This window comes from Rhodoblastus acidophilus (genome assembly GCF_009720655.1).
GTDB lineage: Bacteria > Pseudomonadota > Alphaproteobacteria > Rhizobiales > Beijerinckiaceae > Rhodoblastus > Rhodoblastus acidophilus_A.
This window is the reverse complement of the sequence record NZ_WNKS01000013.1, coordinates 1-24,759: the sequence shown is the minus strand read 5'-3', so window position 1 is coordinate 24,759 and position 24,759 is coordinate 1. Positions and strand designations below refer to the sequence as shown.

Genomic DNA, 24,759 nt, shown 5'->3' with positions numbered 1-24,759 from the left:
CGGCCCTTGGGCCATGCGGGAGTGGGGCCCTGGCGGGACCCGCTCTTTTTTGTTTTACCCGGCTGGATCACACTTGAACGACACGCCCCAGGACAGAACTTCGGACGACAGGACTTTTGAAGCGCCGCTCGACGAGCCGCGCCTCGTTGAGGAGAGCGGGCAGGCCGCCCGCATCGCTCATGTGGCCGAGCGTGTCCTGACGTCCATGGATTTCCGTCTGGTGCGGGTGAAGATCTTGGCCAATCCCGGCATGATCGTGCAGATCATGGCCGAGCGGCCCGATGGAACGCTCACGATCGAGGAATGCGAGGACATCCACGACGCGCTGTCGCCGGTGCTCGATGTCGAGGACATCGTCTCCGCCGCGCACCGCCTGGAAATTTCCTCCGCCGGCATCGACCGTCCGCTGGTGCGCGTCTCCGACTTCCGCCGCTCGCTGGGCATGGAAGCGCGCGTAGAGCTCGCCCGTCCGCACGAGAGCGGCAGAAAACGCTTTCGCGGCTTGATCCAGGACATTGAAGGCGAAGGCAAGGACGCCATATTGACACTGCGCCGCGACGACGCCGGCCCCGACGAGGACAAGACGCCGCGTCTGCGCCTGTGCGATCTCGACGAGGCCAAGCTGATCCTCACCGAAGCGCTCATTCGCGAATCCCTGCGCGCCGCCAAGGAGGCGATCAAGGGCGGTGAGGAAGAAGGCGACGACACCTCTCCCGAGGCGCCTGAAACGCCGGAGCGGGGCCCCGGTCGATTCTCGGCCAAGGCGCCCAAGGCCAAGCCCAAGCTGCCCGCCGGAATAAGGGCGCAGTTCAAGAAAGGCGGCGGCGCCCCGCGTCGTCCAAAGAATTAAAGCCGGAAGCGGATTCAACAGGAGATATCCATGGCCGTCAGCGCCAACAGGCTCGAACTCTTGCAGATCGCCGACGCGGTCGCGCGCGACAAGTCCATTGATCGCGGCATCGTGCTCGCCTCGATGGAGGAGGCGATGGCCAAGGCGGCGCGTTCGCGCTACGGTCAGGAGACCGAGATCCGCGTCGAGATCGACCCGCGCACCGGCGAGACCCGGTTTTCGCGGCTGATGCTGGTGGTCGAGCTGGTGGACAACGATTCCACGCAAATTTCGCTGGTCGACGCGCGCAAGCGCAATCCGGCGGCCGAGGTCGGCGACTGGATTTCCGACCGGCTGCCGCCGCTCGACTTCGGTCGCATCGCCGCGCAGTCCGCCAAGCAGGTGATCGTGCAAAAGGTGCGCGAGGCCGAGCGCGACCGCCAGTATGACGAATTCAAGGACCGTATCGGCGAAATCATCAATGGCGCGGTCAAGCGCGTCGAATATGGCAATGTGATCGTCGATCTCGGCCGCGCCGAAGCGATCATCCGCCGCGACGAGATGATTCCGCGTGAAATGTTCAGGCCGGGTGATCGCGTCCGCGCCTATGTCTATGACGTGCGCCGCGAGCAGCGCGGCCCGCAGATTTTCCTGTCGCGCACCCATCCGCAGTTCATGGCCAAACTGTTCATGCAGGAAGTGCCGGAAATTTATGATGGCGTGATCGAGGTGAAGTCGGTCGCCCGCGATCCGGGGTCGCGTGCGAAAATCGCGGTGACCTCGCGCGATTCCTCCATTGACCCCGTCGGCGCCTGCGTCGGCATGCGCGGCTCGCGCGTGCAGGCCGTGGTCAACGAGCTTCAAGGCGAAAAAATCGACATCATTCCGTGGTCCATTGACGCCGCGACCTTCATCGTCAACGCCTTGCAGCCGGCGGAAGTGGTCAAGGTCGTGCTCGACGAGGATTCATCGCGTATTGAAGTGGTGGTGCCGGATGACCAATTGTCGCTGGCGATCGGCCGTCGCGGCCAGAACGTGCGCCTCGCCTCGCAGCTCACCGGCTGGGACATCGACATCCTCACCGAGGCCGAGGAATCCGAGCGCCGCCAGAAGGAATTCTTGGAGCGCACCCAGACTTTCATGAACGCGCTGGACGTCGATGAGGTGGTTGGACAGCTGCTCGCCTCGGAAGGTTTTCGAAATGTCGAGGAGCTCGCCTATGTCGATCCCTCGGAGGTCTCGAACATCGAGGGTTTCGACTCCGATTTCGCCGAGGAGATCCAAAACCGCGCGCGCGACTACCTTGCTCGCATCGAAGCCGAGCAGGACGCTCGCCGCCAGGAGCTGGGCGTCGCCGACGAGTTGCGCGAGATCGAGGGTGTGACCACGGCCATGATGGTCAAGCTGGGCGAGAACGACGTCAAGACGATCGAGGATCTCGCGGGCTGCGCCACCGACGATCTCGTGGGCTGGACGGAGAAGCGCAACGGCGAGACCGTGAAGGAAACCGGTTTTCTGGATGGACTCGACATCAGCCGCGACGAAGCCGAGGCCATTGTCATGCGGGCGCGCGTGAAAGTGGGCTGGGTCGAGGAAGATGAATTGAACCAAGTTGAGCTAACGCAAGGCGAAAGCCCGGCGGAAGCGTAAGGGGTACGGATTGGCGAAGCGGCGCGGCGAAGGTTTCGAAGCTGACGACGAGGAGCGCGGGCCGGAACGGACGTGCGCCGTCACACGGGAGAAGGCAACGCCTGAGGCGATGCTGCGTTTTGTGCTTGGGCCCGACCACCAGGTCACGCCCGACATCAAGCGAAAGCTTCCCGGTCGCGGCGTTTGGGTCGGTCTGTCGCGACAACGCGTCGCACAGGCCGTGAAGAAGCAGGTTTTTTCGCGCGGTCTGAAGGAAAAGGCCGTGGCGGCGCCGGATTTGCCGGAGCTGGTGGAAGACCTGTTGCGGCGCGACGCCTTGCAGGCGCTGTCGCTCGCCAACAAGGCGGGGCTGGTGACCACCGGCTTCGTCAAGGTGGAGAAGGCGATCGAGGCTGGGGACGTCGGCGCGCTCCTGCATGCGCGCGACGGCGCGGCGGACGGCAAGCGCAAGCTCGGCCAGGGCTTGCGCCGGACATACGGCCCCGAGGGCAAGCCGGAGATCGGCCTGTTCTCGAACGACGAGATCGGCGCGGCGCTTGGCCGCGACCATGTGGTGCACGCCGCGCTGGGAAATGGCGCGGCGACGAAGGTTTTGCTCGCCTCCTGCCGCAGACTTGCGGTATATCGCGGCGACGATAATGCGGACGGCCCCGCAGGCGGGGACATTTTGACGGCGGACGAGACCGACGCCGCCGGGGATATTAGCTCTTGGGACGCACGAACGATATGAACGACACCAACAATTCCGGCGAAAAACCCGCGAGCAAGACGCTGTCGCTGAAGCGCCCGCCCGAGCAGGGCACGGTCCGGCAGTCTTTTTCGCACGGCCGGACGAAGACGGTCGTCGTCGAGCATGTGAAGCGCCGCCAGCACAACGAGGCCCCCAAGGCGCCGGCGCCCGCCGCGCCCGCCCCATCGGTCGCCCCCACCCCGGCCCCCGTCGCCGCCGCCCCGGCCCCCGCCCCGGCTCCCGCCGCGCGCGGCCCGCAAAAGCCGGCGGCGCCGCGTCCGCAGACCGGCGTGGTGCTGCGCACCCTCACCGACGACGAGCGCGACGCCCGCGCCCGCGCGCTGACCGACGCCCGCCAGCGCGAGGAGGAGGATCGTCGCCGCCAGGAGGCCGACGCCAAGGCCCGCGCCGAGCGCGAGACGCGCGAAAAGGCTGAACGCGAAGCCGCAGAAGCCCGCAAGCGCGAGGAGGAGACCCGTCTCGCCCGCGAGGCCGAGGCCAAGCGACGCGCCGAGGACGAGGCGCGCCGCCGTCTGCAGCCCGGCGCCGCGCCGCAACCGCAGCCGGAGAAGGAGCCGTCCGTCACCTTCGCGCCCACCAAGGGCAGCCGTCCGCAACAGATCGTCTTCAACACGCCGAAGCCGGCGGCGCCCGCGCCCGCCGCAGCGACCCCGGCCGCGCAACCCGCCGCCGCCTCCGCCGCTCCGGCCCAGACGACCGCGGCCGCCCCGGCTGCGCTCACGCCGCGCATCCGGCCGATGTCTGCGCCGAAACTCGCCGTTCCCGCGCCCAAGCCGACGCGCGGCGCCGAAAAGCAGCGCGGTCGCCTGACCGTCACCAGCGCCACCGCCAGTGCGGATGGCGATGAGCGCACGCGCTCGGTCGCGGCCTTCCGCCGCCGCACCCAGCGCATGAAGGGTGTGGTGGAGCAGAAAGAACGCTTGTCCCGCGAAGTCGTGCTCCCCGAGACCATCACCATCCAGGAACTCGCCAACCGCATGTCGGAACGCGGCGTGGACGTGATCAAGCTGCTGATGCGCCAAGGCCAGATGCACAAGATCACCGACGTGATCGACGCAGACACCGCCGAACTGATCGCGACGGAACTGGGCCACAGCGTCAAGCGCGTCGCCGAATCCGACGTGGAGGAGGGCCTGTTCGACACGCCCGACGCCGAGGAAACCCTGGAGTCGCGGCCGCCGGTCGTCACCATCATGGGCCACGTCGACCACGGCAAGACCTCGCTGCTCGACGCTATCCGCCAGGCCAATGTGGTCTCCGGCGAAGCCGGCGGCATCACCCAGCACATCGGCGCCTATCAGGTGACGTCGCCGCTGGGCGGAAAAGTCACGTTCATCGACACTCCCGGCCACGCCGCCTTCACGGCGATGCGCGCGCGCGGCGCCAAGGTCACCGACATTGTCGTGCTGGTCGTGGCGGCCGACGACGGCGTCATGCCGCAGACGGTGGAGGCCATCAGCCACGCCAAGGCGGCGGGCGTGCCGTTGATCGTCGCGATCAACAAGATCGACAAGCCCGACGCCAAGCCGGAGCGCGTGCGCACCGAACTGCTGCAATATGAGGTGCAGGTCGAAAGCCTCGGCGGCGACACGCTCGAAGTCGAAGTGTCCGCCAAGCAGAAGCTGAACCTCGACAGGCTGCTGGAGGCCATCACCCTCCAGGCCGAAGTTCTGGACCTCAAGGCCAATCCCGAGCGTCCCGCCGAAGGCACGGTCATCGAGGCCCGCCTTGATCGCGGCCGTGGCCCGGTGGCGACGGTTCTCGTGCAACGGGGAACGCTTGCGGTCGGCAACATCATCGTCGCCGGCTCGCAATGGGGCCGCGTGCGCGCGCTGATCGACGACCAGGGGGCGAACTGCGTCCATGCGGGTCCGTCGTTCCCGGCGGAGGTGCTGGGCTTCAACGGCGCTCCGGAAGCCGGCGACCGCGTCGCGGTGGTCGAATCCGAAGCCCGCGCCCGCGAAATCACCGAATATCGCGACCGCCAGAAGCGCGAGCAGGCGGCGGTGCGCGGAACGGGCGCCCGCTCCTCGCTGGTCGACATGATGAGCCAGCTCAAGGCGACCGCCGGCCGCAAGGAAGTGCCGCTGGTCATCAAGGGCGACGTGCAGGGCTCCGTCGAAGCCATCGCGGCGGCGCTGGAAAAACTCGGCACGGACGAAGTGGCGGCGCGCCTCCTGCACGCCGGCGTCGGCGGCATCACCGAATCCGACATCACCCTGGCGGAGGCCTCCAACGCCGTGGTCATCGGCTTCAATGTCCGCGCCCACAAGGAGGCCCGCGAGGCGTCCGAGCGGCTCGGCATCGAAATCCGCTATTACAACATCATCTACAACCTCGTGGATGACATCAAGGCGGCCATGTCCGGCCTGCTCGCGCCGACCTTGCGCGAAACCATGCTCGGCAACGCCTCGATCCTGGAAGTGTTCACCATCACCAAGGTCGGCAAGGTCGCGGGCTGCCGCGTCACCGATGGCACCATGGAGCGCGGCCAGCATGTCCGCCTGATCCGCGACAATGTCGTGGTGCACGAAGGCAAGCTCTCGACCCTCAAGCGCTTCAAGGACGAAGTGTCCGTGGTGCAGCCGGGTCAGGAATGCGGCATGGCCTTCGAGAACTACCAGGACATGCGTCCGGGCGATGTGATCGAGTGCTACCGCGTCGAAGAGATCAAGCGCACGCTGTAATCCGCGCCGCCCCCCTGCGCGGGCGGCGCCCCTTCGCATCGGCGAGAAGGGCGTTCCGACGCCCGTCCCCATACGTCCGGTCGCGGTCGCTCCCAGCGCAGCGACAGGCGCAAGCCGCCGCATGGGCGGCGCTCAAGAGGCAAGCATGTCCAGGGACCATCACAAGGGCGGCGAACCGAGCCAGCGCATGCTGCGCGTCGCCGAACTGATCCGCCACGCCGTGGCGCAAATTTTGTCGCGCGGAGAGATCAACGATGCCGATCTGGCGGGCCTGGTCGTGACCGTGCCTTCGGTCAAGATGAGCCCCGACCTGAAGCTTGCGACCATCTATGTCCTGCCGATGGGCGGCCAGGGCCGGGACACGATCGTCGCCGTGCTCGACCGCCACAAGAAATTCCTGCGCGGCGAGATCGCGCACCAGGTCAATCTCAAATATGCGCCGGACATTCGCTTTCGCATCGACGAAAGCTTTGAAAAAGCCGAGCGCATCGACGCCCTGCTGCATTCGCCCAAGGTGGCGCGGGATCTGGCCGCGCCCAAGGACGAGGAGGGCGGCGAATGAGCGCGCCGCGTTCGAAGCGCGTCGAGGTCAACGGCTGGGTCATCCTCGACAAGCCGGTCGGCCTGACCTCCACCCAGGCGGTGTCCAAACTCAAATGGCTGTTCAACGCCAAAAAGGCGGGCCATGCCGGCACGCTCGATCCGCTGGCCTCCGGCATCCTGCCGGTCGCCTTCGGCGAGGCGACGAAAACCGTGCCCTTCGTGCAGGACGGCGAAAAGGCCTATCGGTTCACGGTGCGCTGGGGGATCGAGACCGATTCCGACGATTCCGAGGGAACGGCGACGCAGACCAGCGATCTGCGGCCCGAGCCCGCCGACATCGAGCGCCTGCTGCCGGGCTTTACCGGCGAGATCATGCAGGTTCCGCCCGCCTATTCGGCGATCAAGATCAATGGCGAGCGCGCCTATGACCTCGCCCGCGACGGCGAGAAGGTGGATATCGCGCCGCGCCCGGTGACGATCCACAGCCTGCGCCTGGTCGATGGCGACCGCGACCACGCCGTGCTCGAAGCCGAATGCGGCAAGGGGACCTATGTGCGCGCCATCGCCCGCGACCTCGGCCGGGCGCTTGGCTGTTTTGGTCACGTCGTCGCGTTGCGGCGTACGCGGGTCGGCCCGTTTTTCGAAGCCGATTCGGCGCCGCTGGCGTCGCTGCTCGACGCGCCGGAACACGCGCACGAGGACATGCTGTCCGTCGAAGCGGGCCTGTCGGAGTTGCCTTGCATTGTGCTCGACCGCAATGGCGCGGCGCGGTTGCGTCGGGGGCAGTCGGTGATTCTGCGCGGACGCGACGCGCCCGCCGAAGGGCCGGCCTACGCGGTTTGCGCGGGCACGCCGGTGGCGTCAGGCGTGGTCGAGGGCGGCGAGTTCGTGCCGAACCGAGTGTTCAATCTGCCGTTCTGAGCGCGCCGCTCCCTCTCTCTGCAAGCGGGGAGAGGGTTGGAGTGGGGGAGACTCTGGCGTTGACCTCGACATCAGGGGGCAAGAATGAGCAACGATGTCCTGACGACATTGAAGCCAGCGCCCCAGCCCCTCACCCCCCGCCCTCTCCCCGCAAGCGGGGCGAGCGAGCAGATCCGTCACCTTCATAGGTGATCCTGTAAATCGCCCCGTTCTGGTCGTCGGACACCAGCAAATCCCCGTCCGGCGTCTCGGCGACATCGACGGGGCGGCCGAGATAGGGCAGGCGCCCCGTGTTCCACCCTTCCGCAAAGGGGACGGATTTTCCGGCCTTGCCATTCTTCACCGGCGTGAACATCACCCGCGCCCCCACGGGAATGCTGCGGTCCCATGAGCCGTGCTGGGCGGAAAAAATTCCCCGCCATTGCGCCGGGAATTTTTCGCCGCGATAAAAGATCATGCCGAGGTCGGCGGCGTGGGCGACTTCCTCCACGTCCGGGAACACGACATCCGGCGGCGGCGTGTCGCCCGCCCATTCGCGGGTGCGGACGTGGCCGCCGCCGAACCAGGGAAAGCCGAAATGCAGGCCCGCTTTCGGCGCGCGGTTGATTTCGCCGGGCGGGATGTCGTCGCCCATGCGATCCGCCTGGTTGTCGGTGAACCACAGCACGCCGTCGGCGGGATCGAAATCGAGACCGACGCTGTTGCGAACGCCCCGGGCGAAAATCTCCCGCCCGGACCCGTCGGCGTTCATGCGCCAGATCGCGCCCAGACCCGATTTTTCGTTGAGTTTTTCGCGCTCTTGCGTTGGCACATTGGCGGGTTGGCCGATGGCGACATAGAGTTTTCCGTCGGGGCCGAACCGGCACACGCGCGCCGCGTGGACGGGGCTGGTTTCGCTGGCCGGCTGCAGGCCGCCCTCGGGAACCACGTCGCTCGGATGCGCCTCGTTCCATCCGCCCGCTTGTGGCGCGAAGCGACGAATGCGGTTGAATTCGGCGATGAACAGCGCGCCGTCCGGGGCGAAGCAGGGGCCGTTCGGCGCCTTGAACGCCACACCCTGCGCAAAATTTTCGGCGCGGCCGGCGCCCGGCCCCGACAGCGCGATGCGATAGACGGCGGTGTCGAGGGTTCCGACGATCACAGCGCGGCCATCGGGCGAAACCGCCATGGCGCGGGCGCCGGGCGCCAGCGCGAACAGTTTTATGGAAAAACCCGGGGGCAGGGCGATCCGCCCAAGCGTCGCCGCGATGTCGTCCGCCGCCATGGTCGGTCCCGCGGCGAGCGTGACGGCGGCGAACAAGGTTCTTGCGAATGGGTTCATGGTGTCCATGCTTTCTATCCGGCATTATGGACACAACGCGCTGCGCCACAAATCGCCTCCGTGCCGGAAGATCGCGCGAGCAATTCGTGCTTCCCCATGGTAAGCTGTCTTTATCGCTGTTATGCTGCATTATTCTTTTAAGACTTTTTTGACCGTTTCTCCTCGACGGAATACGACATGCAGATATCGGCAACAGATTCGATCGTCGGTCGACGCTTGCGCATTTTTCGGGTCGCGAAGGGTTATGATCTGGAGACCCTGAGCGCGGCGATCAATGTCGACGCCGAAACGGTCGAGCGGTATGAAAACGGTGTGGAACGCATCCCGCCCCGCGCCTTGCGCGCGGCCGCGGACGCGCTCAAAGTGTCCCTGCACGCTTTTTTCGATCCAAACCCGGCCAAGATCGTGCGCGAATCGCAGCCGGAGCCGCCGGAGGGGGCGGACGAGGGCGTCGGCGACATTTTCGAGGTCATCGAGCTTCTGGAGCATTTTTCCAAGGTCAAGGACAAGACCTTGCGCGCCGAGATCCTAAAATTCGTCGCATTCCTGGCGGGGTCCTCCTGAACGGCCGGATTGACGGAGCCGACCCCCGTTCCCATTTGAAAGCGGAGCCGTCGCGCCGGGGGCCATTGCGGCCAAACCGGATCGAGGCTTCGGTCATATTTGCAATGTTTTCGGGGAGTTCTTGATGTCCGACCTTATCGCTATTGTCTATCCCAAGGAGCAGGACGCCGAAGCGGTGCGCGCGCGCCTGTTTGAAATGCAAAAGGAATATCTGATCGAGATTGGCGACGCCGTCATCGCCGCAAAGGGCGCCGACGGCCACGTCAAACTGAATCAACTGTTCAGCACGACGGCGGTCGGCGCGGTTTCCGGCGGGTTCTGGGGCATGCTGATCGGGACGCTGTTCCTCATGCCCTTCGCCGGCGCCGCAATCGGCGCGGCCACCGGCGCGCTCGGCGGTTCGCTGTCGGATTTCGGCATCGACGACAAGTTCATGAAGGATCTGGCGGAGTCCACGCAGCCCGGAAACGCCGTGCTGTTCGTGCTGATCCGCAAAATGACCGCCGACAAGGTGCTCGACGGCATCAAGGGCATGGGCGGCGTGGTGCTGCGCACCTCGTTCGATCATGAAAAGGAGCAGCAGCTGCGCGAAGCCCTGAGCCAGAAGCAAGCCGCGGTTCCGCCCCAGCCGGCGGTGTGACGAGGGCTATTCAAAAAAAAGCTTCGCTTTAGGCCCAGGGCCTTCTCGACCCAGGGCCATCAAAAGAAAAACCCGAGCGGCGCGCCGCTCGGGTTCTTTTTTTATTCGGAGGGGCTCAGCGCCCAGACGTCGGGAGAGCGCCACAGGCGCGACTTCAGCAGTTCGCGCTCGTAGACGAATTCCTTCGGCAGGCGGTCGAAGAATTTTTCGAAATGCACCTCATGGGCGCGGGCTTCCACCGTGCCGGCGTCGCGATCGACCTTCATCAGTTCGTAGAATTTTTCCGCCGGGAAATCGAGCTTGTTCCAGTCGATGTCCTCGTGGCGCGGCATGAAGCCGAGCGGGCTTTCCACGCCATAGCCGCGGCCATGGGCGCGATCGACCACCCACTTGAGCACGCGCATGTTCTCGCCGAAGCCCGGCCACATGAACTTGCCGTTCTCGTCCTTGCGGAACCAGTTGACGCGGTAGATGCGCGGCGGGTTCGACAGCTTTCTGCCGATCGACAGCCAGTGGTTGAAGTAATCGGCCATGTTGTAGCCGCAGAACGGCAGCATGGCGAAGGGGTCGCGACGCATAGCCGCCTGGTTGACCGCAGCGGCTGTCGCCTCCGAGCCCATGGTCGCCGCGAGATAGACGCCATGCGACCAGTTGAAGGCCTGGAACACCAGCGGCATGTCCTTGGAGACGCGGCCGCCGAAGATGAAGGCCGAGATCGGCACGCCATTCGGGTTTTCCCAGTCCGGGTCCACCGACGGACACTGCGCCATCGGCGCGGTGAAGCGGGCGTTCGGATGCGCGGCGAGTTCGCCGCAATCCGGCGTCCAGTCGCGGCCCTTCCAGTCGATCAGGTGCTTCGGCTTCTCGTCCGTCAGACCTTCCCACCAGATGTCGCCGTCGTCGGTCAGGCCGACGTTGGTGAAGATCGAGTTGGCGCGGCAGGCGGCGATGGCGTTGGCGTTGGTCTTGGCGCCGGTGCCGGGCGCGACGCCGAACAGGCCGGCCTCCGGGTTGATGGCGTAGAGTTTTCCGTCCGCGCCGGGCTTGATCCAGGCGATGTCGTCGCCGACCGTCCACACCTTCCAGCCCTCAAAACCGGCCGGGGGCTGCATCATGGCGAAATTGGTCTTGCCGCAGGCGGAGGGGAAGGCCGCGCCGACATAGGTCTTCTCGCCCTGCGGGTTTTCGACGCCGACGATCAGCATGTGCTCGGCGAGCCAGCCTTCGTCGCGCGCCATCACCGAGGCGATGCGCAGCGCCAGGCATTTTTTGCCGAGCAGCGCGTTGCCGCCGTAGCCCGAACCGTAGGACCAGATGGCGCGCTCGTCGGGGAAATGAGCGATGTAGATGTTTTTCGGGTTGCACGGCCAGGCGACGTCCTTCTCGCCGGGGGCGAGCGGCTTGCCGACCGAATGCATGCAGGGGACGAAATCCTCGCGGTCGCCGAGCACGTCCAGCACCTTCTGGCCCATGCGGGTCATGATGCGCATGCTGACGACGACATAGGGGCTGTCGGTGATTTCGACGCCGATCTGGGCGATGTGGCTGCCGAGCGGCCCCATGCTGAACGGCACGATATACATGGTGCGGCCCGCCATGCAGCCGTCGTAAAGCGACGTCAGCGTCGCCTTCATCTCACGCGGGTCCATCCAGTTGTTGGTCGGACCGGCGTCGCCCTTGCTCTTGGAGCAGATGAAGGTGCGGTCCTCGACGCGCGCGACGTCGGCGGGATCGGAGCGGCACAGGAAGCTGTTGGGACGCAGCGTTTCGTTGAGCTTGATGAAGGTGCCGGCTTCGACCATCTGCTGGCAGAGGCTGTCGTATTCGGCCTGTGACCCGTCGCACCAACGCACGCGCGCGGGCTTGCACAAGGCGACCATTTCGTCGACCCAGGCCAGCAGTTTGGGATTGGTCGTGGCCGCTCCCTCAGTAACGATTTTTGTCATGTTCATTGCGCTCGAAGCGCTCCCTCTCAACGGCCGTCTAGACAACCCCGCCAATTGACGCCGGAGTTCTAGCCGAAAATCTTTGCGACCGCGACTGAAAATCCCGTGACGGGGGGCCTGCGGCGCCTTCGTCTTTGGTGGAATCCGCCGAACCCGCCGCTTTGGCGCCGCTGGGCCCGGAGTCGCCGTCGCTTACCAATTTCTCAAGGAATATTCGCGAGTGTATCAACCTGAAGTTGTATCAGAGATCGTCATGACCGAAGCTCTTCATCGCCTTGTATACCACAGCTCCAGCCGCATCGTGGGAGCGGATGACGATGTCGACGAGGCGTTGCGCGACATTCTGGCGGCGGCGCGGCGCAACAATCCGCGCATGGGCGTCACCGGCGCCTTGATGTTCACCGCCGACAGTTTTGTTCAAGTCATCGAGGGGCCGCGCGCCGCCGTCGAGCGTCTGTTTCAGACCATCAGGAGCGACACGCGCCACGACGGCGCCACCTTATTAAGTTTTGGTCCGGTTGCGGAGCGGGCCTTCCCGCACTGGTCGATGGCCTTCGTCGGCGGGCCGGCGCTCCAGCGCCGTTTCGAAACCTTCGCCAGGGACAGCGGATATGATCCCGCGCGCATCAGCGCCGACGCCTCCCTGGATTTCTTGCAGAAGATGGTCCGCGCGCAGGAGCAGGGGGCGCGCGTCGCCGGATAGGCGGCGCTCGCCGCCGTCAAGCGGCGAGCATGGTCTTCAAGAACTTGTCGAGCGCCCGGTTCAAGTCTTCGTTGCGCTCGGACAGTTTTTTCGCGGCGTCGAGGACATGGGTCGAGGCGTCGCGCGATTGCCGCGCATGCCCTGTGACGTTGGTGATGGCGCGCGAAACCGTCTCGGCGCCGCGCGCCGCCGCTGTCACGCTTACGGCGATTTCCCGCGCCGCCGCGCCCTGCTGCTGGACGGCCGAGGCGATCGATCCGAAACAGGCGTTGAGATCGCGGATGAGCGCGTTGATCGCGCCGATGGCCTGCGAGGAGTCCGAAGTCGAGTCCTGGATCTCCCTGATCTGTTGCGCGATCTCGTTCGTCGCCCGGGCGGTCTGGGCGGCGAGGGTCTTGACCTCCTGCGCCACGACAGCAAAACCCTTGCCGGCCTCGCCGGCGCGCGCGGCTTCGATCGTCGCGTTGAGCGCGAGGAGATTGGTCTGTTCGGCGATGGTGGTGATCAGGCCGACGATGTCGCCGATTTTTCGGGCGGAATCCGCGAGGCGTTGCACCTTGGCCGATGTGTCCAGCGCGCTGGCTTCCGATTCAGACGCCATCCGCGCCGACCCCGCGACGCTATGGCCGATCTCGCCGACGGAGGCGCTCAGTTCTTCCGCCGCGCTCGCCACGGCGCGGACGCTGATCGAGGTCTCGTCCGAAGCGCTCGCCACCGCTGCGATCTGGATCGAGGTCTCGTCGGCCGACCGGGTCACGGTCTCGGCGCAGGCGCGCAACTCCTGCGCGGCGGTGGCGACGCCCGCGATCACGCCGCCGACGGAGGTCTTAAACTCACCGACGATTTCCGCCATCACCTGCTGGCGATGGGCCGCCCGCTCGCTTTCGGCGCAGGCGTTTTGCGCACGCAAATCTTCGGCTTCGCGCAATTGGCGCTGGAATTGGCGGGTGGTCTCCCAGAGCGCGCCGATCTCGCCGCCGCCGGCCCTCGCTTGCGGGATCGCGTCCAGGTCGCCGGCCGCCATCGCCTGGAGCGCGCGGGTCACCTGTTTCAGCGGGCGCGCGATTTTCGCGGCGCCGAACCACAGCGCCAGCGTGACGGCGAGGGCCAGCGCCGCCAGAGACGCCGCCACCATGACGATCATGGTCGTCCGCGAAAACTGGTCCTTTTCCGTGCGCAGCGTGGCCAATCTCGCGGTCACCGCGTCGATATTGTCCGACATGGTTTTTTGCAGGGCGAGCCTCTGCTCGCGCACCTCGGGCGACTTCAGGCCGCGCATGCCTTCCTCGGCGCCGGCGTTCGCCGCGAGGTCCTGAAGCGCCAGTCTTTGCTTGATGAAGCCGCTGACTTCCGTCTGGAAGGCGCTGAACCGGGCGGCCTCCCCGGCGGGAACGAGCCGGCTCCAGTCGTCGACGAACCCTTGGAGCGCCTTGAGGTTGGCGGCCATTTCCTTATGGTAGTCGTCGCGCTCGGCCTGGGTGCGGGCGATGATGGCGCCGCGGCTCGATCCCGTCACCGCGGCAATGGCGCGATTGATCTGTTCGGCGTGGAAGGCGCGCTGGGCGAGCGCGTCGAGTTTGTCGGCATAGGCGTTCTGCTTGTGCAGAGCGTAGACGCCCACGCTGACCGAGGCGGCGATCGCCAGCCCCAACATCAGCACCAGCGCCAGAATCCGGCCAGTGATCGTCATGAAAATGTCTCGCGCAAGGATTGAGCCGAACGCAACGCACACTCTTGAATTGTATAGACAGCGAAACTGCTTAAGGTTTGCCTAATCCCGAATTGCCTTGCGGCCCTGCGCTGGACGCAGGGCCATTCGTCTATGCAGCGTCGACCAGGACGAGTTCGCTGTCCTCCAGCGCCTTGATCGTCACCGTGTCGACGTCACGGATGGCGGCGCCGTCGCGGGCGTTGACGCGCACACCGTCGATTTCGACGGCGCCGCTCGCCGGCACGAGATAGGCGCGGCGCTCCCGGCCGAGGGCGTAATCGACCGTTTCGCCCGCGCGCAGCGTCGCGCCGGCGACGCGGGCGTCCGTGCGGATCGGCAAGGCGTCGGCGTCGCCAAGACCGGAGGCGAGCACGATGAAGCGCCCGGCGCGGTCCTGTTTCGGGAAGGGGCGGGCGCCCCAGTGCGGGGCGCCGCCGGTCCTGGTCGGGTGAATCCAGATCTGGAACAAAGTGGTCGGCTCGCGCTCCAGGTTGAACTCGGAATGGGCGATGCCCGACCCCGCCGACATGATCTGCACGTCGCCGGCCTCGGTGCGGCCGACATTTCCCAGGCTGTCGCGGTGGGTGATCGCGCCGCTGCGCACATAGGTGACGATTTCCATGTCGCGGTGTGGGTGGGTCGGAAAGCCGGCCCCTGGCGCGATCGTGTCGTCGTTCCACACGCGCAGCGCGCCCCAGCCCATGCGGTCGGGGTCATGATAATGGGAGAAGGAGAAATGGTGGCGGGCGTCGAGCCAGCCATGGTCGGCGGCGCCGAGTTTTTCGAAGGGACGCAGTTCAATCATGTAAAACTCCTTTCGGGGGGCGGCGTTTCGGCGCCGCGCGGGATGGAGTTTATGTAGGTGCATTGAGCTGTTCGAATAAGTGGGGTAGTTTGGAACAGGCTTTTCGAGAGAGTTGAAATGACCGAGCCTGGCCTGCCCACCTTCGACCAGCTCCAGATTTTCCTCGCCGTGGTCGAAACTGGAAGTTTCGCCGCCGCCGGGCGCAAGCTCAACCGCGCGACGTCGGTGATCTCCTACGGGATCGACAATCTTGAAGCCCAGCTTGGCGTCACCCTGTTTGCGCGCGACGCCACCCGGCGTCCGCGCCTGACGGAAGCCGGCGAGGCGGTGCTGGCGGAGGCGCGCGCCATTTGCTCAGGCGTCGACGGCTTGCGCGCAAAGGTGCGCGGGCTGCTTGGCGGCTTGGAGGCGGAGGTGCGGCTCGCCGTGGACGTGATGCTGCCGGCGGCGCGGCTCGGCGCGGCGCTTCGAGCGTTTCGCCAGGTTTTTCCCACTGTTTCGCTGCGCCTGTCGGTCGAGGCCTTGGGCGCGGTGAGCGGGCTTGTGCTGGAGCGTCGCGCGATGCTCGGCGTCAGCGGCCCGCTGGCGGCGGAATGCGAAGAGATCGCCCGCGTCGCGGCGGGCCGGGTGAATATGATACCCGTGGCGGCGCCCGATCATCCGCTGGCGCGCGCCGGCGTGCTGGCCCCCGGCTCCGCGCGCGACCACATCCAGCTGGTGTTGAGCGACCGCTCGCCGCTGTCGGAGGGCCGCGATTTCGCCGTGACGAGCCCGCGCACGTGGAGGCTCGCCGATCTCAGCGCCAAGCATGCCCTGCTGCGCGAGGGCATAGGCTGGGGCAACATGCCCGAGGACATGGTGAAGGCCGATCTCGAAACCGGCGCGCTGATCCGGCTGGTGATGCCCGACGATCCCGTCCACGTCTATCCGCTCTACGCGATCCACCGCCGCGACACCCCGCCCGGCCCCGCCGCCTCCTGGCTGCTGCGCCGTTTTGTCGAGCAGGTCGGCGAAGATTGATTTAAGCTCCGCGACAAAACAGGGAGGATCTGATGAAGTTCAAGGTTGCGAGCGCGCTCATCGTGTCCGGCGTTTTTTTGGCGAACGGGGTCATCGCCGAATCCGCAAAACCGATCCGCATCTGGAATCTCACCGCCAGCACCATTACCGATTTCCGCCTCGCCAAGACCGGGACCAAGGATTTTGGGCCGAACCTGACGCTCGAAGACCACGACAAGACCATCGAGGTCGATGAACGCTTAAAGCTGCCGAAACTCGAACCCGGCGTTTACGACGCCAGACTGACCCTGAAAGACGGTCGCACCTGCCAATTGTCGGCCGTGAGCATTGAAGCCAGCGCCGTCGTCAGCATCGACGAAAAGGACTTGCGCGACTGCGCGAAGTAAAAAAATGTCGCTCAAGCTCCGGATCGACCTTCTCATCGGCGTGCTGCTGTTTTTTGGCCTCGCCGCCGATGTCGCGCGCATGGTGGTGGGCGCGGGGTCGCGCGTGCGCATCGAGAGCGAAAGCATGACCCGCATCACCCGGGAATTTATCACTTCGAGCCTCGCCAATCTGCCGGAGGATGGGTCAGCCGAGAAAAAACTTGGGGCTCTCGCGGCGAGCCTGAGCGAGTTGCGCCACATCAGGGTAATTTTTTCGTCCGACGCCCGCGCGGCGCTGTCGACGCAAATGGCGCCGGACGCAAGCCGCCTTTCCGCACCGGAGTGGTTTTATGCGCTGGTCGGCGCCCGGCCGAGCGTGGTCGTGCTTCCGGCGATGCGCGACGGTCGGCGCCTCGGCGATTTCGTCATCGCCGGCGATCCCGCCGATGAGGTCAACGAGGTCTGGCAGGACGTCAAGACATTGGCGTTCACGGGCGGGCTCATCGCGCTCGCCGCCCTGTTCGGCGCGAGCTGGATCGTCGGGCGCACGCTCGCGCCGCTGCAAACCTACGGCCGCGCGCTCGGCCGGTTGAAGGACGGCGACTATTTTGTCCGCGCGGAGGCGCGGGGGTCGCCGGAGTTTCTCGACCTCTGCGCCAAGCTCAATGCTTTGGCCGAGGCGCTCGACCGGCTTTCGCGGGACAACCGCGACCTGATCAACCGCCTGATGACCGCGCAGGAGGAGGAGAGAAAAACCATCGCGCATGAATTGCACGATGAGATCGGCCCGCATCTGTTCGCCCTGCGCGCCAATGCGGCGCTGTTGCGCGCGGCGGTGGAAAAGGAGGGCGCGCTCCTGCCCCGCGCCGCCGCGATCTGTGTCCAAGTCGAGGCGTTGCAGGAGACCAACCGGCGCATCCTGCGGCGCCTGCGCCCGCCCGCGCTCGACGATCTCGGCGTCGCTCCGGCCTTGCGCAGCCTCGTCGACGGCTGGCGCGAGACCCAGCCGGAGGTGCGGCTCGCGCTCGATCTGCCCGAGGATTTTGAAGTCGCAGACCCCCGGCAAAGACTTGTGGTCTATCGGCTGGTCCAGGAAGCTCTGACCAATGTTTTCAAGCATTCGGGCGCCAGGAACGTCGAAATCGCCGTTTCGCGAGACGGTTCGGACACTGTGCGCGTGCGCGTCGAGGACGACGGCGCCGGGCTGGCCCCGGACAGGGCGGAAGGCCTCGGATTCGCGGGCATGAGGGAGCGCGCGCGCGGCTTGGGCGGTCGCGTCGAGATCACGCGCGGCGCGCTCGGCGGTTGCCGCGTGGACGCACTCATTCCGCAACCCTGCGCCGAGCCCGGAAAAGGATAAGCGCCGAATCGAGAATAGTTAACGGTGTTCGGCAAGCGGCCAAGCAACGGGGGTGAGTATCTTTCGGGAAAAACTCCCGAACATTTTGGGAGCGGCTCCTCAAAGCAGTCTTTGTTTGTAGCTCTTTTGCAACAGGCTGGATCAAAGCGTCGTTACAATCGCGCTTGTTCCAAAAGGACAATTGCCCAGCGTCACCGGAATGAATTTAAATTCTCTCGTTGCGCTGAATGGCGCAAGGGCGCGCGAAAAAATGCGCTCAATGGGGGGATTCATGAAGCGTGCAACACTGTCGGTCGCGAGCGTTCTCGTCGCCCTTGGCGTCACCGGCGTTCATTCGGAAACCGTGACGCCACTGCCCGACATCAACGTCACCACGGATACGCCCGCCGCGCCGCGCCGCGCCGCTCCAGCCGCACCGGAGCGCGCCCCCGTCGTGCGCGCCGCGCCGGTCGTGCAGGCGGCCCCCGTCGTCGAGGCGCCGCCCGCGGCGCCGCGCGTGGAGCCCGTCATCGACAGCCGCCCCTACACCAACACCCACGTCGACGCGGCGCAGATCCAGCGCGCGGGCTCGGACATGGTCGGCGACGTGCTTGAACGCACCGTTCCCGGCGTCACCTTGCAGTCCACCACGGGCAACCCGCTGGCCCCCGACGTCGAATATCGCGGCTTCGTCGCCTCGCCGACGACGGGAACGCCACAGGGCCTCGCTGTTTACCAGAACGGCGTGCGCATCAACGAGGCTTTCGGCGACGAGGTGAACTGGGACCTGATCCCGACCCTCGCCATCGCCTCCATGGATCTCGTCTCGAACAACCCCGCCTATGGGCTGAACGCGCTGGGCGGCGCGCTGAACATCCGGATGAAGAACGGTTTCACCTACCAGGGCGGCAAGTTCGACATTTCGGGGGGCTCCTACGGGCGTCTCCAGGCCGGCTTCGACTACGGCCGGCAATTCGGCCAGTTCGCCCTCTATGGCGCGCTGGAATATTTTCGCGACGACTCCTACCGCTATCACAACGCCTCGAGCACGCGCCGTTTCTACGGCGATCTCGGCTATCGCAACGACGGCAATGAAATCCACCTGAACGTCGGCCTCGCCGGGTCCAACCTCGGCTCCGTTGCGACGTCGCCCATCCAGATGCTGGAGCAGAACTGGGCGCAGACCTATACGACGCCGCAGACCACAACGAACCAGATGGGCATGGTCAACCTCAACGGCCAGTTCACCCTGACGCCTGAGTGGACGCTGACCGGCAACGCCTATGTGCGCCGCTTCATCCAGAGTCACGTGGACGGCAATCCGACGGATGTGGAGGCCTGCCCGGGAACCTCGGGCGCGGCGTTCGACAATCCGGCCAATCTGTGTTTCGAGAACGGCGATGGATCGGTTTCGCCCGCCAATGGCGCGAAAGGCGCGCAGCTCCCGACCAGCAGCGTTCCCAACCCCAACGATCTGCCGCTGGGCCAGATCGACCGCAGCGGCGTCATCACCACCAGCCTGGGAAGCGCGTTCCAGCTCAGCAATTCGGGCGTCCTGTTCGGCTTCAAGAACAATTTCAGCTTTGGCGCCTCTTTCGATTACGGCATGAGCAATTTCGCCGGCTCGTCGGAGCTGGGCGTGGTCAATCCGGACTATGTCGTGAGCGGGTCCGGCGTTTATCTCGGCGCCTCGGGAAGCCCGACCGTTGTCGGTCCGACCAGCGTCCACACCATCAACCGCTATCTCGGCGTGAACGCCCTCGACGCCGTGGACGTCAACGACCGCCTGACCATCACCGGCGGCGCGCGGTTCAACCTCGCCTCGATCTCGCTTTATGACCAGCTGGGCGGCGACGCGAACGGCCAGAATCAATATGTCCACGTCAATCCGCTGGTCGGCTTCACCTACAAATTGATGCCCGGACTCCAGCTTTATGGCTCCTACGCCATGTCCAACCGCGCCCCGACGCCGCTGGAATTGGCTTGCGCCGACCCGAACCACCCGTGCCTTCTCGCGAGTTCGCTGATCTCCGATCCTCCCCTGCAACAGGTTGTGGCGCAGACGTTTGAAGCGGGCCTGCGCGGACAGAACGATTTCGGCGCCTACGGCGCGATGTCGTGGAAGCTCGGAGCGTTCCAGACCCGCAGCAACAACGACATCTACAATATCGTCGACACCGCAGTGACCGGCTACGGCTATTTCGCCAACGTCGGCGCGACCCTGCGGCGCGGCGTCGAGACCGTGGTCAACTACAGGATTCAGGATGTGACGCTGCGCGCGTCCTACACCTACCTCTATGCGACGTTCCAGAGCGCCTTCCAGCTCAATTCCTTCGCGCCGTCCTATGCGGCGAACGACGGCGTCGAAAACGTCATGCCCGGAAACCAGATGCCGATGATCCCCAGCAATCGCGTCAAGCTCGGCGCCGACTGGGACGTCACGCCAAGAGCCCGGATCGGAACCGACCTTCTCTTCGTCGGTTCGCAACGCTATGTCGGTGACGAAGCCAACCAGAATCCGAGACTGCCAGGCTATTTCACCGTCGGGCTGCACGGGTCCTGGAAGGTGCTCGACAATGTCGAATTTTACGCGCGCGGTGAGAACATTCTGGATCGCCGCTATTACCTCTACGGCACCTATTTCGACACCCAGCAGCTGTTCCAGGCCTTCACCAATCCGCAAAGCGTGACGCCGGCGCAGCCGCTGTCGATCTATGGCGGCATACGAGTCACGCTCGACGCGCCGACGCTCGCGCCAGCGGTGGTGGTCGCCAAATATTGACGTTCTGAACGCTTCGCTGCAATCAAGAGAGGGCGCGGCGAGGGGACAAGGACTGTATGGAGGCGTCGTCACCCAGGCCGGCGGGGTTTCAAGCGCATCTCATCGCGGCGGCGATCCGGTGCCGCTGGATCGTGCTCGGCTTGAGTTTCTTGCTGCTGGTGTTCGGCGTCGATGCGCTCACCCGCGCGAAATACGATGTCTTTCCCGAATTCGCGCCGCCGCAGGTGAACATCCAGACCGAGGCGCCCGGCCTCGCCGTGCTGGAGGTCGAGGCGCTGGTCACCCGGCCGCTCGAAAACGCCATCGCCGGCGCCAACGGCGTCAAAACCCTGCGTTCGACCTCGACACAGGGCCTGTCTGTCCTCACCGTGACTTTTGCCATGGGAAGCGACGCCCGGCTCAACAGACAGATTGTCGCCGAACATGTCGCCAGCGCGGCGCAAAACCTTCCGGCCGGCGTCAAGCCGCCCGTGCTGGTGCCGCTGACCTCGTCGAGCAGCACGATCCTGATCGTCGGCCTCACCTCGAAAAGCCGCGATCTCATGGAGGTGCGCGCGGCCGCCGATGGATGGGCGCGGCCGCGCCTGCTCGCCGTTCCCGGCGTCGCCAAGGTCGCGGTGTTCGGCGGCGAAGTGCGGTCCCTGCAAGTCCAGGCGCGGCCCGAGGATTTGATTCGCGCGGGCATCGGCCTCGACGAGGTCGCCGCCGCCGCGCGCGGGGTCATCGGGGCGCGGGGCCTCGGCGTGGTCGAGACCCCCAACCAGCGGATGCCCCTGCGCGCCGCCGCCCCGCCGCTCTCGGCGAAGGCGCTGGGCGAGGTCGTGCTGGCGAGCAAAGGGTCCTCGCGCACGCTGCTTTCCGACGTCGCCGATGTCACGCAGGCGCCGGAGCCGGCGATTGGCGGCGCGTCGGTGATGGGGCGCGCCGGCGTCGTGCTGCTGGTCTCCGGCCAATATGGCGCCAACACGGTCGAGGTGACCGAGCGCGTCGAAGCGGTGCTGGCGGGTTTGCGTCCGACCCTGGAGCGCGAAGGGATCGACCTCGACGCCACGCTGTTTCGCCCGGCCAATTTCGTCGCCGTGACCAAGCAAGGCGTCGGCGATGCGCTGCTGCTCGGCGGCGTGCTGGTGATCGTGGTCCTGTTCCTGTTCCTGTTCGATATCAGGACCGCCGCGATCTCCTCGGTCGCCATTCCGCTGTCGCTGCTGGTGTCGCTGCTGGTGCTGGACGCCTGGGGTTTCACCCTCAACGCCATGACGCTGGGCGGACTCGCCATCGCCATTGGCGAGGTCGTCGACGACGCGGTGATCGACGTCGAAAACATTGTGCGCCGCCTGCGCGAGAACCGGCAGAAGGCCGAGCCGCGCCCCGCGGCGCAGGTCGTGCTCGACGCGTCGCTGGAGGTGCGCGGCGCCGTCGTTCATGCGACCGTGATCGTCATGCTGGTGTTCTTGCCGGTGCTCGCGCTGCCGGGCGTGGCGGGCAGTTTTTTCCGCCCGCTGGCTTTGGCCTATTTGTTGGCCCTGATCGCTTCGCTGGCCACGGCCCTGATCGTCACGCCGGCCTTGTGCATGACTCTTCTGGGCGGGGAGGCGCGTAAAACTTCGAAAACGCCGCCGCTGACCACCGCGCTGCGCCGGCCTTTCGAGGCCGCGCTGGGAAAAATCGCCCGGCGTCCGCGCGCGGTGATGGCGACGGTCATTGCGGCGACGCTCGGCGCGCTCAGCTTGCCGCCGTTCTTCCAGAACGCGTTTTTGCCTGAATTCAAGGAGGGCCATTACACGCTGCATATGACCAACGCGCCGGGAAGTTCGATTGCGGAATCGCTGCGCATGGGCCGGCTGGTGACCGACCTTTTGAGCGAACTGAAATGGGTGCGTTCGGTGTCGCAGCGCGTGGGCCGCGCCGAACTTGCCGACGACACCGGCGGAACCAACGCCAGCGAGATCGAGGTGGATCTCAAGCCGGGTCTGAATGGCGCGCAATTGAGCCGCGCCGACCGCGAGGTGAGGAAAAGCATTGCGGAGTTTCCGGGCGCGCGGTTTTCGCTCAAACCTTTTTTGACCGAGCGGATTGAGGAGGTCGTCGCCGGCAATGGCGGGGCCGTCGCCATCAATATTTTCGGCGACGATCTCGCCGCGCTCGACCAGACGGCAGCGCAAATTCTTGGCGTTCTGGAGAAGACTAGGGGGAGCCGGGATGCGCGGCTGCGCGCGGCGCCGGCGACGCCCGAAATTGCGATCCGGTTGCGCGAGGACGATCTCACCCGCTGGGGGCTTCGGCCGGCGCAGGTGATGGATGTGGTTCGGATCGCCTGCCAGGGCGAGGTCGTGGGCCAGGTCCATGACGGTCCGCGCGCAAAAAATGTGATCGCGACGCTCGCCCCCGGCGCGCGCGATGCGGTCGAGAAAATCGCGGATTTGCCGTTGCGCGCGGGAAGCGGCGCCTTTATCGCGCTGCGCGATGTCGCCGATGTCGCGCAGACGACCGGTCGCGCCCAGATCGATCATTTGGGCGCGCATCGCGTCGTGACCGTGGCGACCGATGTGGAAGCCGATGTCGGCGCCTTTGTGGCCAGGGCGCGCAAAGCGATCGCCGCCAGTGTGAACTTGCCGCGTGGGGTTTTTGTTGAATTCACCGGCGCCGCCGAGGCGGAGGCGCAGGCGCGGCGCGACCTGATCCAGCATGCGCTGTTCGCCTTCGCCGGGGTGGTTCTGGTGCTCTCGATGATCACCAAGAATGTTCGAAATCTTGCGCTGGTGCTCCTGAACCTGCCGTTTGCGCTGATCGGCGGCGTGCTCGCTGTGCAGCTTCAGGGCGCGGTTTTGACCATCGGCTCGATGGTCGGCTTTGTCGCCTTGTTCGGGATTTCGCTGCGCAATTCCATCATGATGATTTCGCATTTCGATCATCTGGTCACCGCGGAGGGCATGGACTGGTCTCTTGCCACCGCGATCAAGGGCGCGGGCGACCGCCTGATCCCCATTGTCATGACCTCGCTGGTGACGGCGCTCGGGCTTGCGCCGTTGGCGATCGGCGCCGCCGAGCCCGGCCGCGAGGTTCAAGGGCCGATGGCCACCGTCATTCTGGGCGGCCTGATCAGCTCGCTGTTGCTGAATCTTTTTGTTCTGCCGACGCTGGCGCATCGTTTTGGGCGTTTCGGTCCGGCTTGATCACCTTCGAAACAGCGCAACGGCCAGGAAAATGGCGAACAGCGCAAAGCCCTTGCCAGAACAGCAGCGGGTTTCGTTCGAAAAGCGGCGTCTTCCGAGCCACAGCGGGTCCGCCGCGTCGCGCTCCGTTCTCGATCTCGAAGGCGAATTCCAGCACGTTGGCATAGCGTTTCGCCGGATCGACGGCGATGGCTTTGAAAATGGCGTCTTCAAGCCAGGCGGGCAGATCAGGCCGCAAACTCCGGCGCCATCTAGGAGGGCGTGCCCGGCGCATGGATTTCGGGAAAATCGTCCAGTTGTGGCAGGCGGGCGGCGGCGTAATCCTGGTTGTCGGCGCGCTTGCCTTTTTCCGAGGCGAAGCCGATTTCAAAACGCAGGTCGTGGTCGAAACAGCCGAGACGCATGAAGGGCCGCGGCGTTCAAGGCCGTCATTGCGAGCGAAGCGCAGCAATCCAGGTCTCGCCGCGCTAAGGGCCCCACGGCGTGCGAACAGCGACAATCACGCGTCGCTTGAGAGAGTTCTGGATTGCTTCGCTTCGCTCGCAATGACGGGAGAGAGGAGCGTATCGCGAAACGGGGGCGCGTGCGCCCCCGCAAGGTTTTAGATGCGGGCGCCGGACACCGCGCCCCAGGTGGTGCGCCAGCGGTTCTTCAAAAGACTCAGGCCGGCGACGCCAAGCAGGGCCCGCAGCGAGAAGAACAGGAAGCCCGCCATAAAGCCGCCGGTCATGCCTTTTGACGTCGCCAGCGCCTTGGCGAGGAAGAAACCGCCCAGGCCGCCGGCAAAGCCGACCAGTCCAGTCATCACGCCGACCTCGTTACGAAAACGCTGCGGCAGCAGTTGGAACACCGCGCCATTGCGCATGCCCAGGCGCCGCGTGCCCACCGAGAACAGCGCCACGGCCAGCCAGCCCATGGCGGGAAGCTGCATCATACGGTTTCCGGCTGAATGACTCGGTCGGATTCCCTGGTGCGCACAATAAGGCTAAGCTTTGTGGTCATGAATCGC

21 protein-coding genes are annotated in these 24,759 nt (G+C 65.7%); 14 read left to right on the top strand and 7 right to left on the bottom strand.

Annotation, left to right across the window (positions count from 1 at the left end):
• Window positions 1-73 precede the first annotated feature (73 nt).
• The 6 genes from rimP to truB all read left to right on the top strand — a co-directional run bounded on the left by rimP (window position 74) and on the right by truB (window position 7,381).
• The gene (gene rimP / locus GJ654_RS13740) at window positions 74-850 is read left to right on the top strand and encodes a ribosome maturation factor RimP (RefSeq protein WP_246664750.1); all 777 of its coding nucleotides are present in this window, start codon (window positions 74-76) and stop codon (window positions 848-850) included.
• Between the two features lie 30 nt (window positions 851-880).
• Window positions 881-2,479, top strand: coding sequence for a transcription termination factor NusA (nusA, locus tag GJ654_RS13735; RefSeq protein ID WP_155446745.1), 1,599 nt, complete (start codon window positions 881-883; stop codon window positions 2,477-2,479).
• Between the two features lie 10 nt (window positions 2,480-2,489).
• Window positions 2,490-3,209 (top strand): RNA-binding protein, encoded by a 720-nt coding sequence (locus GJ654_RS13730; protein WP_155446744.1) that lies wholly within the window; start codon window positions 2,490-2,492, stop codon window positions 3,207-3,209.
• Window positions 3,206-5,917 (top strand): translation initiation factor IF-2, encoded by a 2,712-nt coding sequence (infB, locus tag GJ654_RS13725; RefSeq protein ID WP_155446743.1) that lies wholly within the window; start codon window positions 3,206-3,208, stop codon window positions 5,915-5,917. Before GJ654_RS13730 ends, infB begins: the two co-directional genes overlap by 4 nt.
• A 145-nt stretch (window positions 5,918-6,062) precedes the next feature.
• The gene (gene rbfA / locus GJ654_RS13720; protein WP_155446742.1) at window positions 6,063-6,479 is read left to right on the top strand and encodes a 30S ribosome-binding factor RbfA; all 417 of its coding nucleotides are present in this window, start codon (window positions 6,063-6,065) and stop codon (window positions 6,477-6,479) included.
• A complete protein-coding gene (gene truB / locus GJ654_RS13715) occupies window positions 6,476-7,381 on the top strand; it encodes a tRNA pseudouridine(55) synthase TruB (RefSeq protein ID WP_155446741.1) in 906 nt (301 codons plus the stop codon). Before rbfA ends, truB begins: the two co-directional genes overlap by 4 nt.
• Before the next feature lie 130 nt (window positions 7,382-7,511).
• Here the strand turns inward: truB and GJ654_RS13710 are convergent, their stop codons facing one another.
• Entirely contained in the window at window positions 7,512-8,711 is a 1,200-nt protein-coding gene (locus GJ654_RS13710; protein WP_196305558.1) for a PQQ-dependent sugar dehydrogenase, read from the bottom strand.
• 168 nt (window positions 8,712-8,879) lie between these two features.
• On the opposite strand from GJ654_RS13710, the gene GJ654_RS13705 reads away from it, so the two are divergent.
• Together GJ654_RS13705 and GJ654_RS13700 are read left to right on the top strand one after the other, a co-directional pair.
• Window positions 8,880-9,266 carry a helix-turn-helix domain-containing protein gene (locus GJ654_RS13705; protein WP_155446740.1) on the top strand — a complete coding sequence of 129 codons (387 nt, stop codon included), beginning with the start codon at window positions 8,880-8,882 and terminating at the stop codon, window positions 9,264-9,266.
• A gap of 124 nt (window positions 9,267-9,390) precedes the next feature.
• Entirely contained in the window at window positions 9,391-9,906 is a 516-nt protein-coding gene (locus GJ654_RS13700) for a DUF1269 domain-containing protein (protein WP_155446739.1), read from the top strand.
• 101 nt (window positions 9,907-10,007) lie between these two features.
• Here GJ654_RS13700 and GJ654_RS13695 read toward each other — a convergent pair whose 3' ends face one another.
• Window positions 10,008-11,852 carry a phosphoenolpyruvate carboxykinase (GTP) gene (locus GJ654_RS13695; RefSeq protein WP_210350836.1) on the bottom strand — a complete coding sequence of 615 codons (1,845 nt, stop codon included), beginning with the start codon at window positions 11,850-11,852 and terminating at the stop codon, window positions 10,008-10,010.
• A gap of 253 nt (window positions 11,853-12,105) precedes the next feature.
• On the opposite strand from GJ654_RS13695, the gene GJ654_RS13690 reads away from it, so the two are divergent.
• Window positions 12,106-12,555 (top strand): BLUF domain-containing protein, encoded by a 450-nt coding sequence (locus GJ654_RS13690; protein WP_155446737.1) that lies wholly within the window; start codon window positions 12,106-12,108, stop codon window positions 12,553-12,555.
• A 16-nt stretch (window positions 12,556-12,571) separates the two neighbouring features.
• Here the strand turns inward: GJ654_RS13690 and GJ654_RS13685 are convergent, their stop codons facing one another.
• Both GJ654_RS13685 and GJ654_RS13680 read right to left on the bottom strand, forming a co-directional pair.
• Entirely contained in the window at window positions 12,572-14,245 is a 1,674-nt protein-coding gene (locus GJ654_RS13685) for a methyl-accepting chemotaxis protein (protein ID WP_155446736.1), read from the bottom strand.
• 130 nt (window positions 14,246-14,375) lie between these two features.
• On the bottom strand, window positions 14,376-15,071 hold the full coding sequence (locus GJ654_RS13680; protein ID WP_155446735.1) for a pirin family protein: 696 nt from the start codon (window positions 15,069-15,071) through the stop codon (window positions 14,376-14,378).
• Between the two features lie 117 nt (window positions 15,072-15,188).
• Between GJ654_RS13680 and GJ654_RS13675 the strand changes: the two genes are divergently transcribed.
• From GJ654_RS13675 to GJ654_RS13655, 5 genes are all read left to right on the top strand, one after another.
• Complete coding sequence (locus tag GJ654_RS13675; protein WP_155446734.1) at window positions 15,189-16,091, top strand: LysR family transcriptional regulator; 903 nt, start codon at window positions 15,189-15,191, stop codon at window positions 16,089-16,091.
• Between the two features lie 32 nt (window positions 16,092-16,123).
• Window positions 16,124-16,477: a hypothetical protein gene (locus tag GJ654_RS13670; protein ID WP_155446733.1), complete on the top strand. Its 354-nt coding sequence runs from the start codon at window positions 16,124-16,126 to the stop codon at window positions 16,475-16,477.
• A 4-nt stretch (window positions 16,478-16,481) separates the two neighbouring features.
• Window positions 16,482-17,816, top strand: coding sequence for an ATP-binding protein (locus tag GJ654_RS13665; RefSeq protein WP_155446732.1), 1,335 nt, complete (start codon window positions 16,482-16,484; stop codon window positions 17,814-17,816).
• A 271-nt stretch (window positions 17,817-18,087) separates the two neighbouring features.
• A complete protein-coding gene (locus GJ654_RS13660; protein ID WP_155446731.1) occupies window positions 18,088-20,577 on the top strand; it encodes a TonB-dependent receptor in 2,490 nt (829 codons plus the stop codon).
• 56 nt (window positions 20,578-20,633) lie between these two features.
• On the top strand, window positions 20,634-23,750 hold the full coding sequence (locus tag GJ654_RS13655) for an efflux RND transporter permease subunit (RefSeq protein WP_155446730.1): 3,117 nt from the start codon (window positions 20,634-20,636) through the stop codon (window positions 23,748-23,750).
• On the opposite strand, the gene GJ654_RS13650 is transcribed toward GJ654_RS13655, so the two are convergent.
• The 3 genes from GJ654_RS13650 to GJ654_RS13640 all read right to left on the bottom strand — a co-directional run bounded on the left by GJ654_RS13650 (window position 23,677) and on the right by GJ654_RS13640 (window position 24,684).
• On the bottom strand, window positions 23,677-23,988 hold the full coding sequence (locus GJ654_RS13650) for a hypothetical protein (protein ID WP_155446729.1): 312 nt from the start codon (window positions 23,986-23,988) through the stop codon (window positions 23,677-23,679). The two genes, GJ654_RS13655 and GJ654_RS13650, sit on opposite strands and share 74 nt — an antisense overlap.
• Before the next feature lie 13 nt (window positions 23,989-24,001).
• Window positions 24,002-24,154, bottom strand: a complete 153-nt coding sequence (locus GJ654_RS13645) for a hypothetical protein (protein ID WP_155446728.1) — start codon at window positions 24,152-24,154, stop codon at window positions 24,002-24,004.
• A 197-nt stretch (window positions 24,155-24,351) separates the two neighbouring features.
• Window positions 24,352-24,684: a hypothetical protein gene (locus tag GJ654_RS13640; protein ID WP_246664749.1), complete on the bottom strand. Its 333-nt coding sequence runs from the start codon at window positions 24,682-24,684 to the stop codon at window positions 24,352-24,354.
• Window positions 24,685-24,759: the final 75 nt, after the last annotated feature.

Coding starts and splice junctions, on each gene's coding strand:
- GJ654_RS13665 (WP_155446732.1), top strand. CDS start 16,482: ATGTCGCTCAAGCTCCGGATCGACCTTCTCATCGGCGTGCTGCTGTTT.
- truB (WP_155446741.1), top strand. CDS start 6,476: ATGAGCGCGCCGCGTTCGAAGCGCGTCGAGGTCAACGGCTGGGTCATC.
- GJ654_RS13705 (WP_155446740.1), top strand. CDS start 8,880: ATGCAGATATCGGCAACAGATTCGATCGTCGGTCGACGCTTGCGCATT.
- GJ654_RS13645 (WP_155446728.1), bottom strand. CDS start 24,154: ATGCGTCTCGGCTGTTTCGACCACGACCTGCGTTTTGAAATCGGCTTC.
- GJ654_RS13675 (WP_155446734.1), top strand. CDS start 15,189: ATGACCGAGCCTGGCCTGCCCACCTTCGACCAGCTCCAGATTTTCCTC.
- GJ654_RS13640 (WP_246664749.1), bottom strand. CDS start 24,684: ATGATGCAGCTTCCCGCCATGGGCTGGCTGGCCGTGGCGCTGTTCTCG.
- GJ654_RS13655 (WP_155446730.1), top strand. CDS start 20,634: ATGGAGGCGTCGTCACCCAGGCCGGCGGGGTTTCAAGCGCATCTCATC.
- infB (WP_155446743.1), top strand. CDS start 3,206: ATGAACGACACCAACAATTCCGGCGAAAAACCCGCGAGCAAGACGCTG.
- GJ654_RS13695 (WP_210350836.1), bottom strand. CDS start 11,852: ATGACAAAAATCGTTACTGAGGGAGCGGCCACGACCAATCCCAAACTG.
- nusA (WP_155446745.1), top strand. CDS start 881: ATGGCCGTCAGCGCCAACAGGCTCGAACTCTTGCAGATCGCCGACGCG.
- rbfA (WP_155446742.1), top strand. CDS start 6,063: ATGTCCAGGGACCATCACAAGGGCGGCGAACCGAGCCAGCGCATGCTG.
- GJ654_RS13670 (WP_155446733.1), top strand. CDS start 16,124: ATGAAGTTCAAGGTTGCGAGCGCGCTCATCGTGTCCGGCGTTTTTTTG.
- GJ654_RS13685 (WP_155446736.1), bottom strand. CDS start 14,245: ATGACGATCACTGGCCGGATTCTGGCGCTGGTGCTGATGTTGGGGCTG.
- GJ654_RS13710 (WP_196305558.1), bottom strand. CDS start 8,711: ATGGACACCATGAACCCATTCGCAAGAACCTTGTTCGCCGCCGTCACG.
- GJ654_RS13660 (WP_155446731.1), top strand. CDS start 18,088: ATGAAGCGTGCAACACTGTCGGTCGCGAGCGTTCTCGTCGCCCTTGGC.
- GJ654_RS13690 (WP_155446737.1), top strand. CDS start 12,106: ATGACCGAAGCTCTTCATCGCCTTGTATACCACAGCTCCAGCCGCATC.
- GJ654_RS13680 (WP_155446735.1), bottom strand. CDS start 15,071: ATGATTGAACTGCGTCCCTTCGAAAAACTCGGCGCCGCCGACCATGGC.
- GJ654_RS13700 (WP_155446739.1), top strand. CDS start 9,391: ATGTCCGACCTTATCGCTATTGTCTATCCCAAGGAGCAGGACGCCGAA.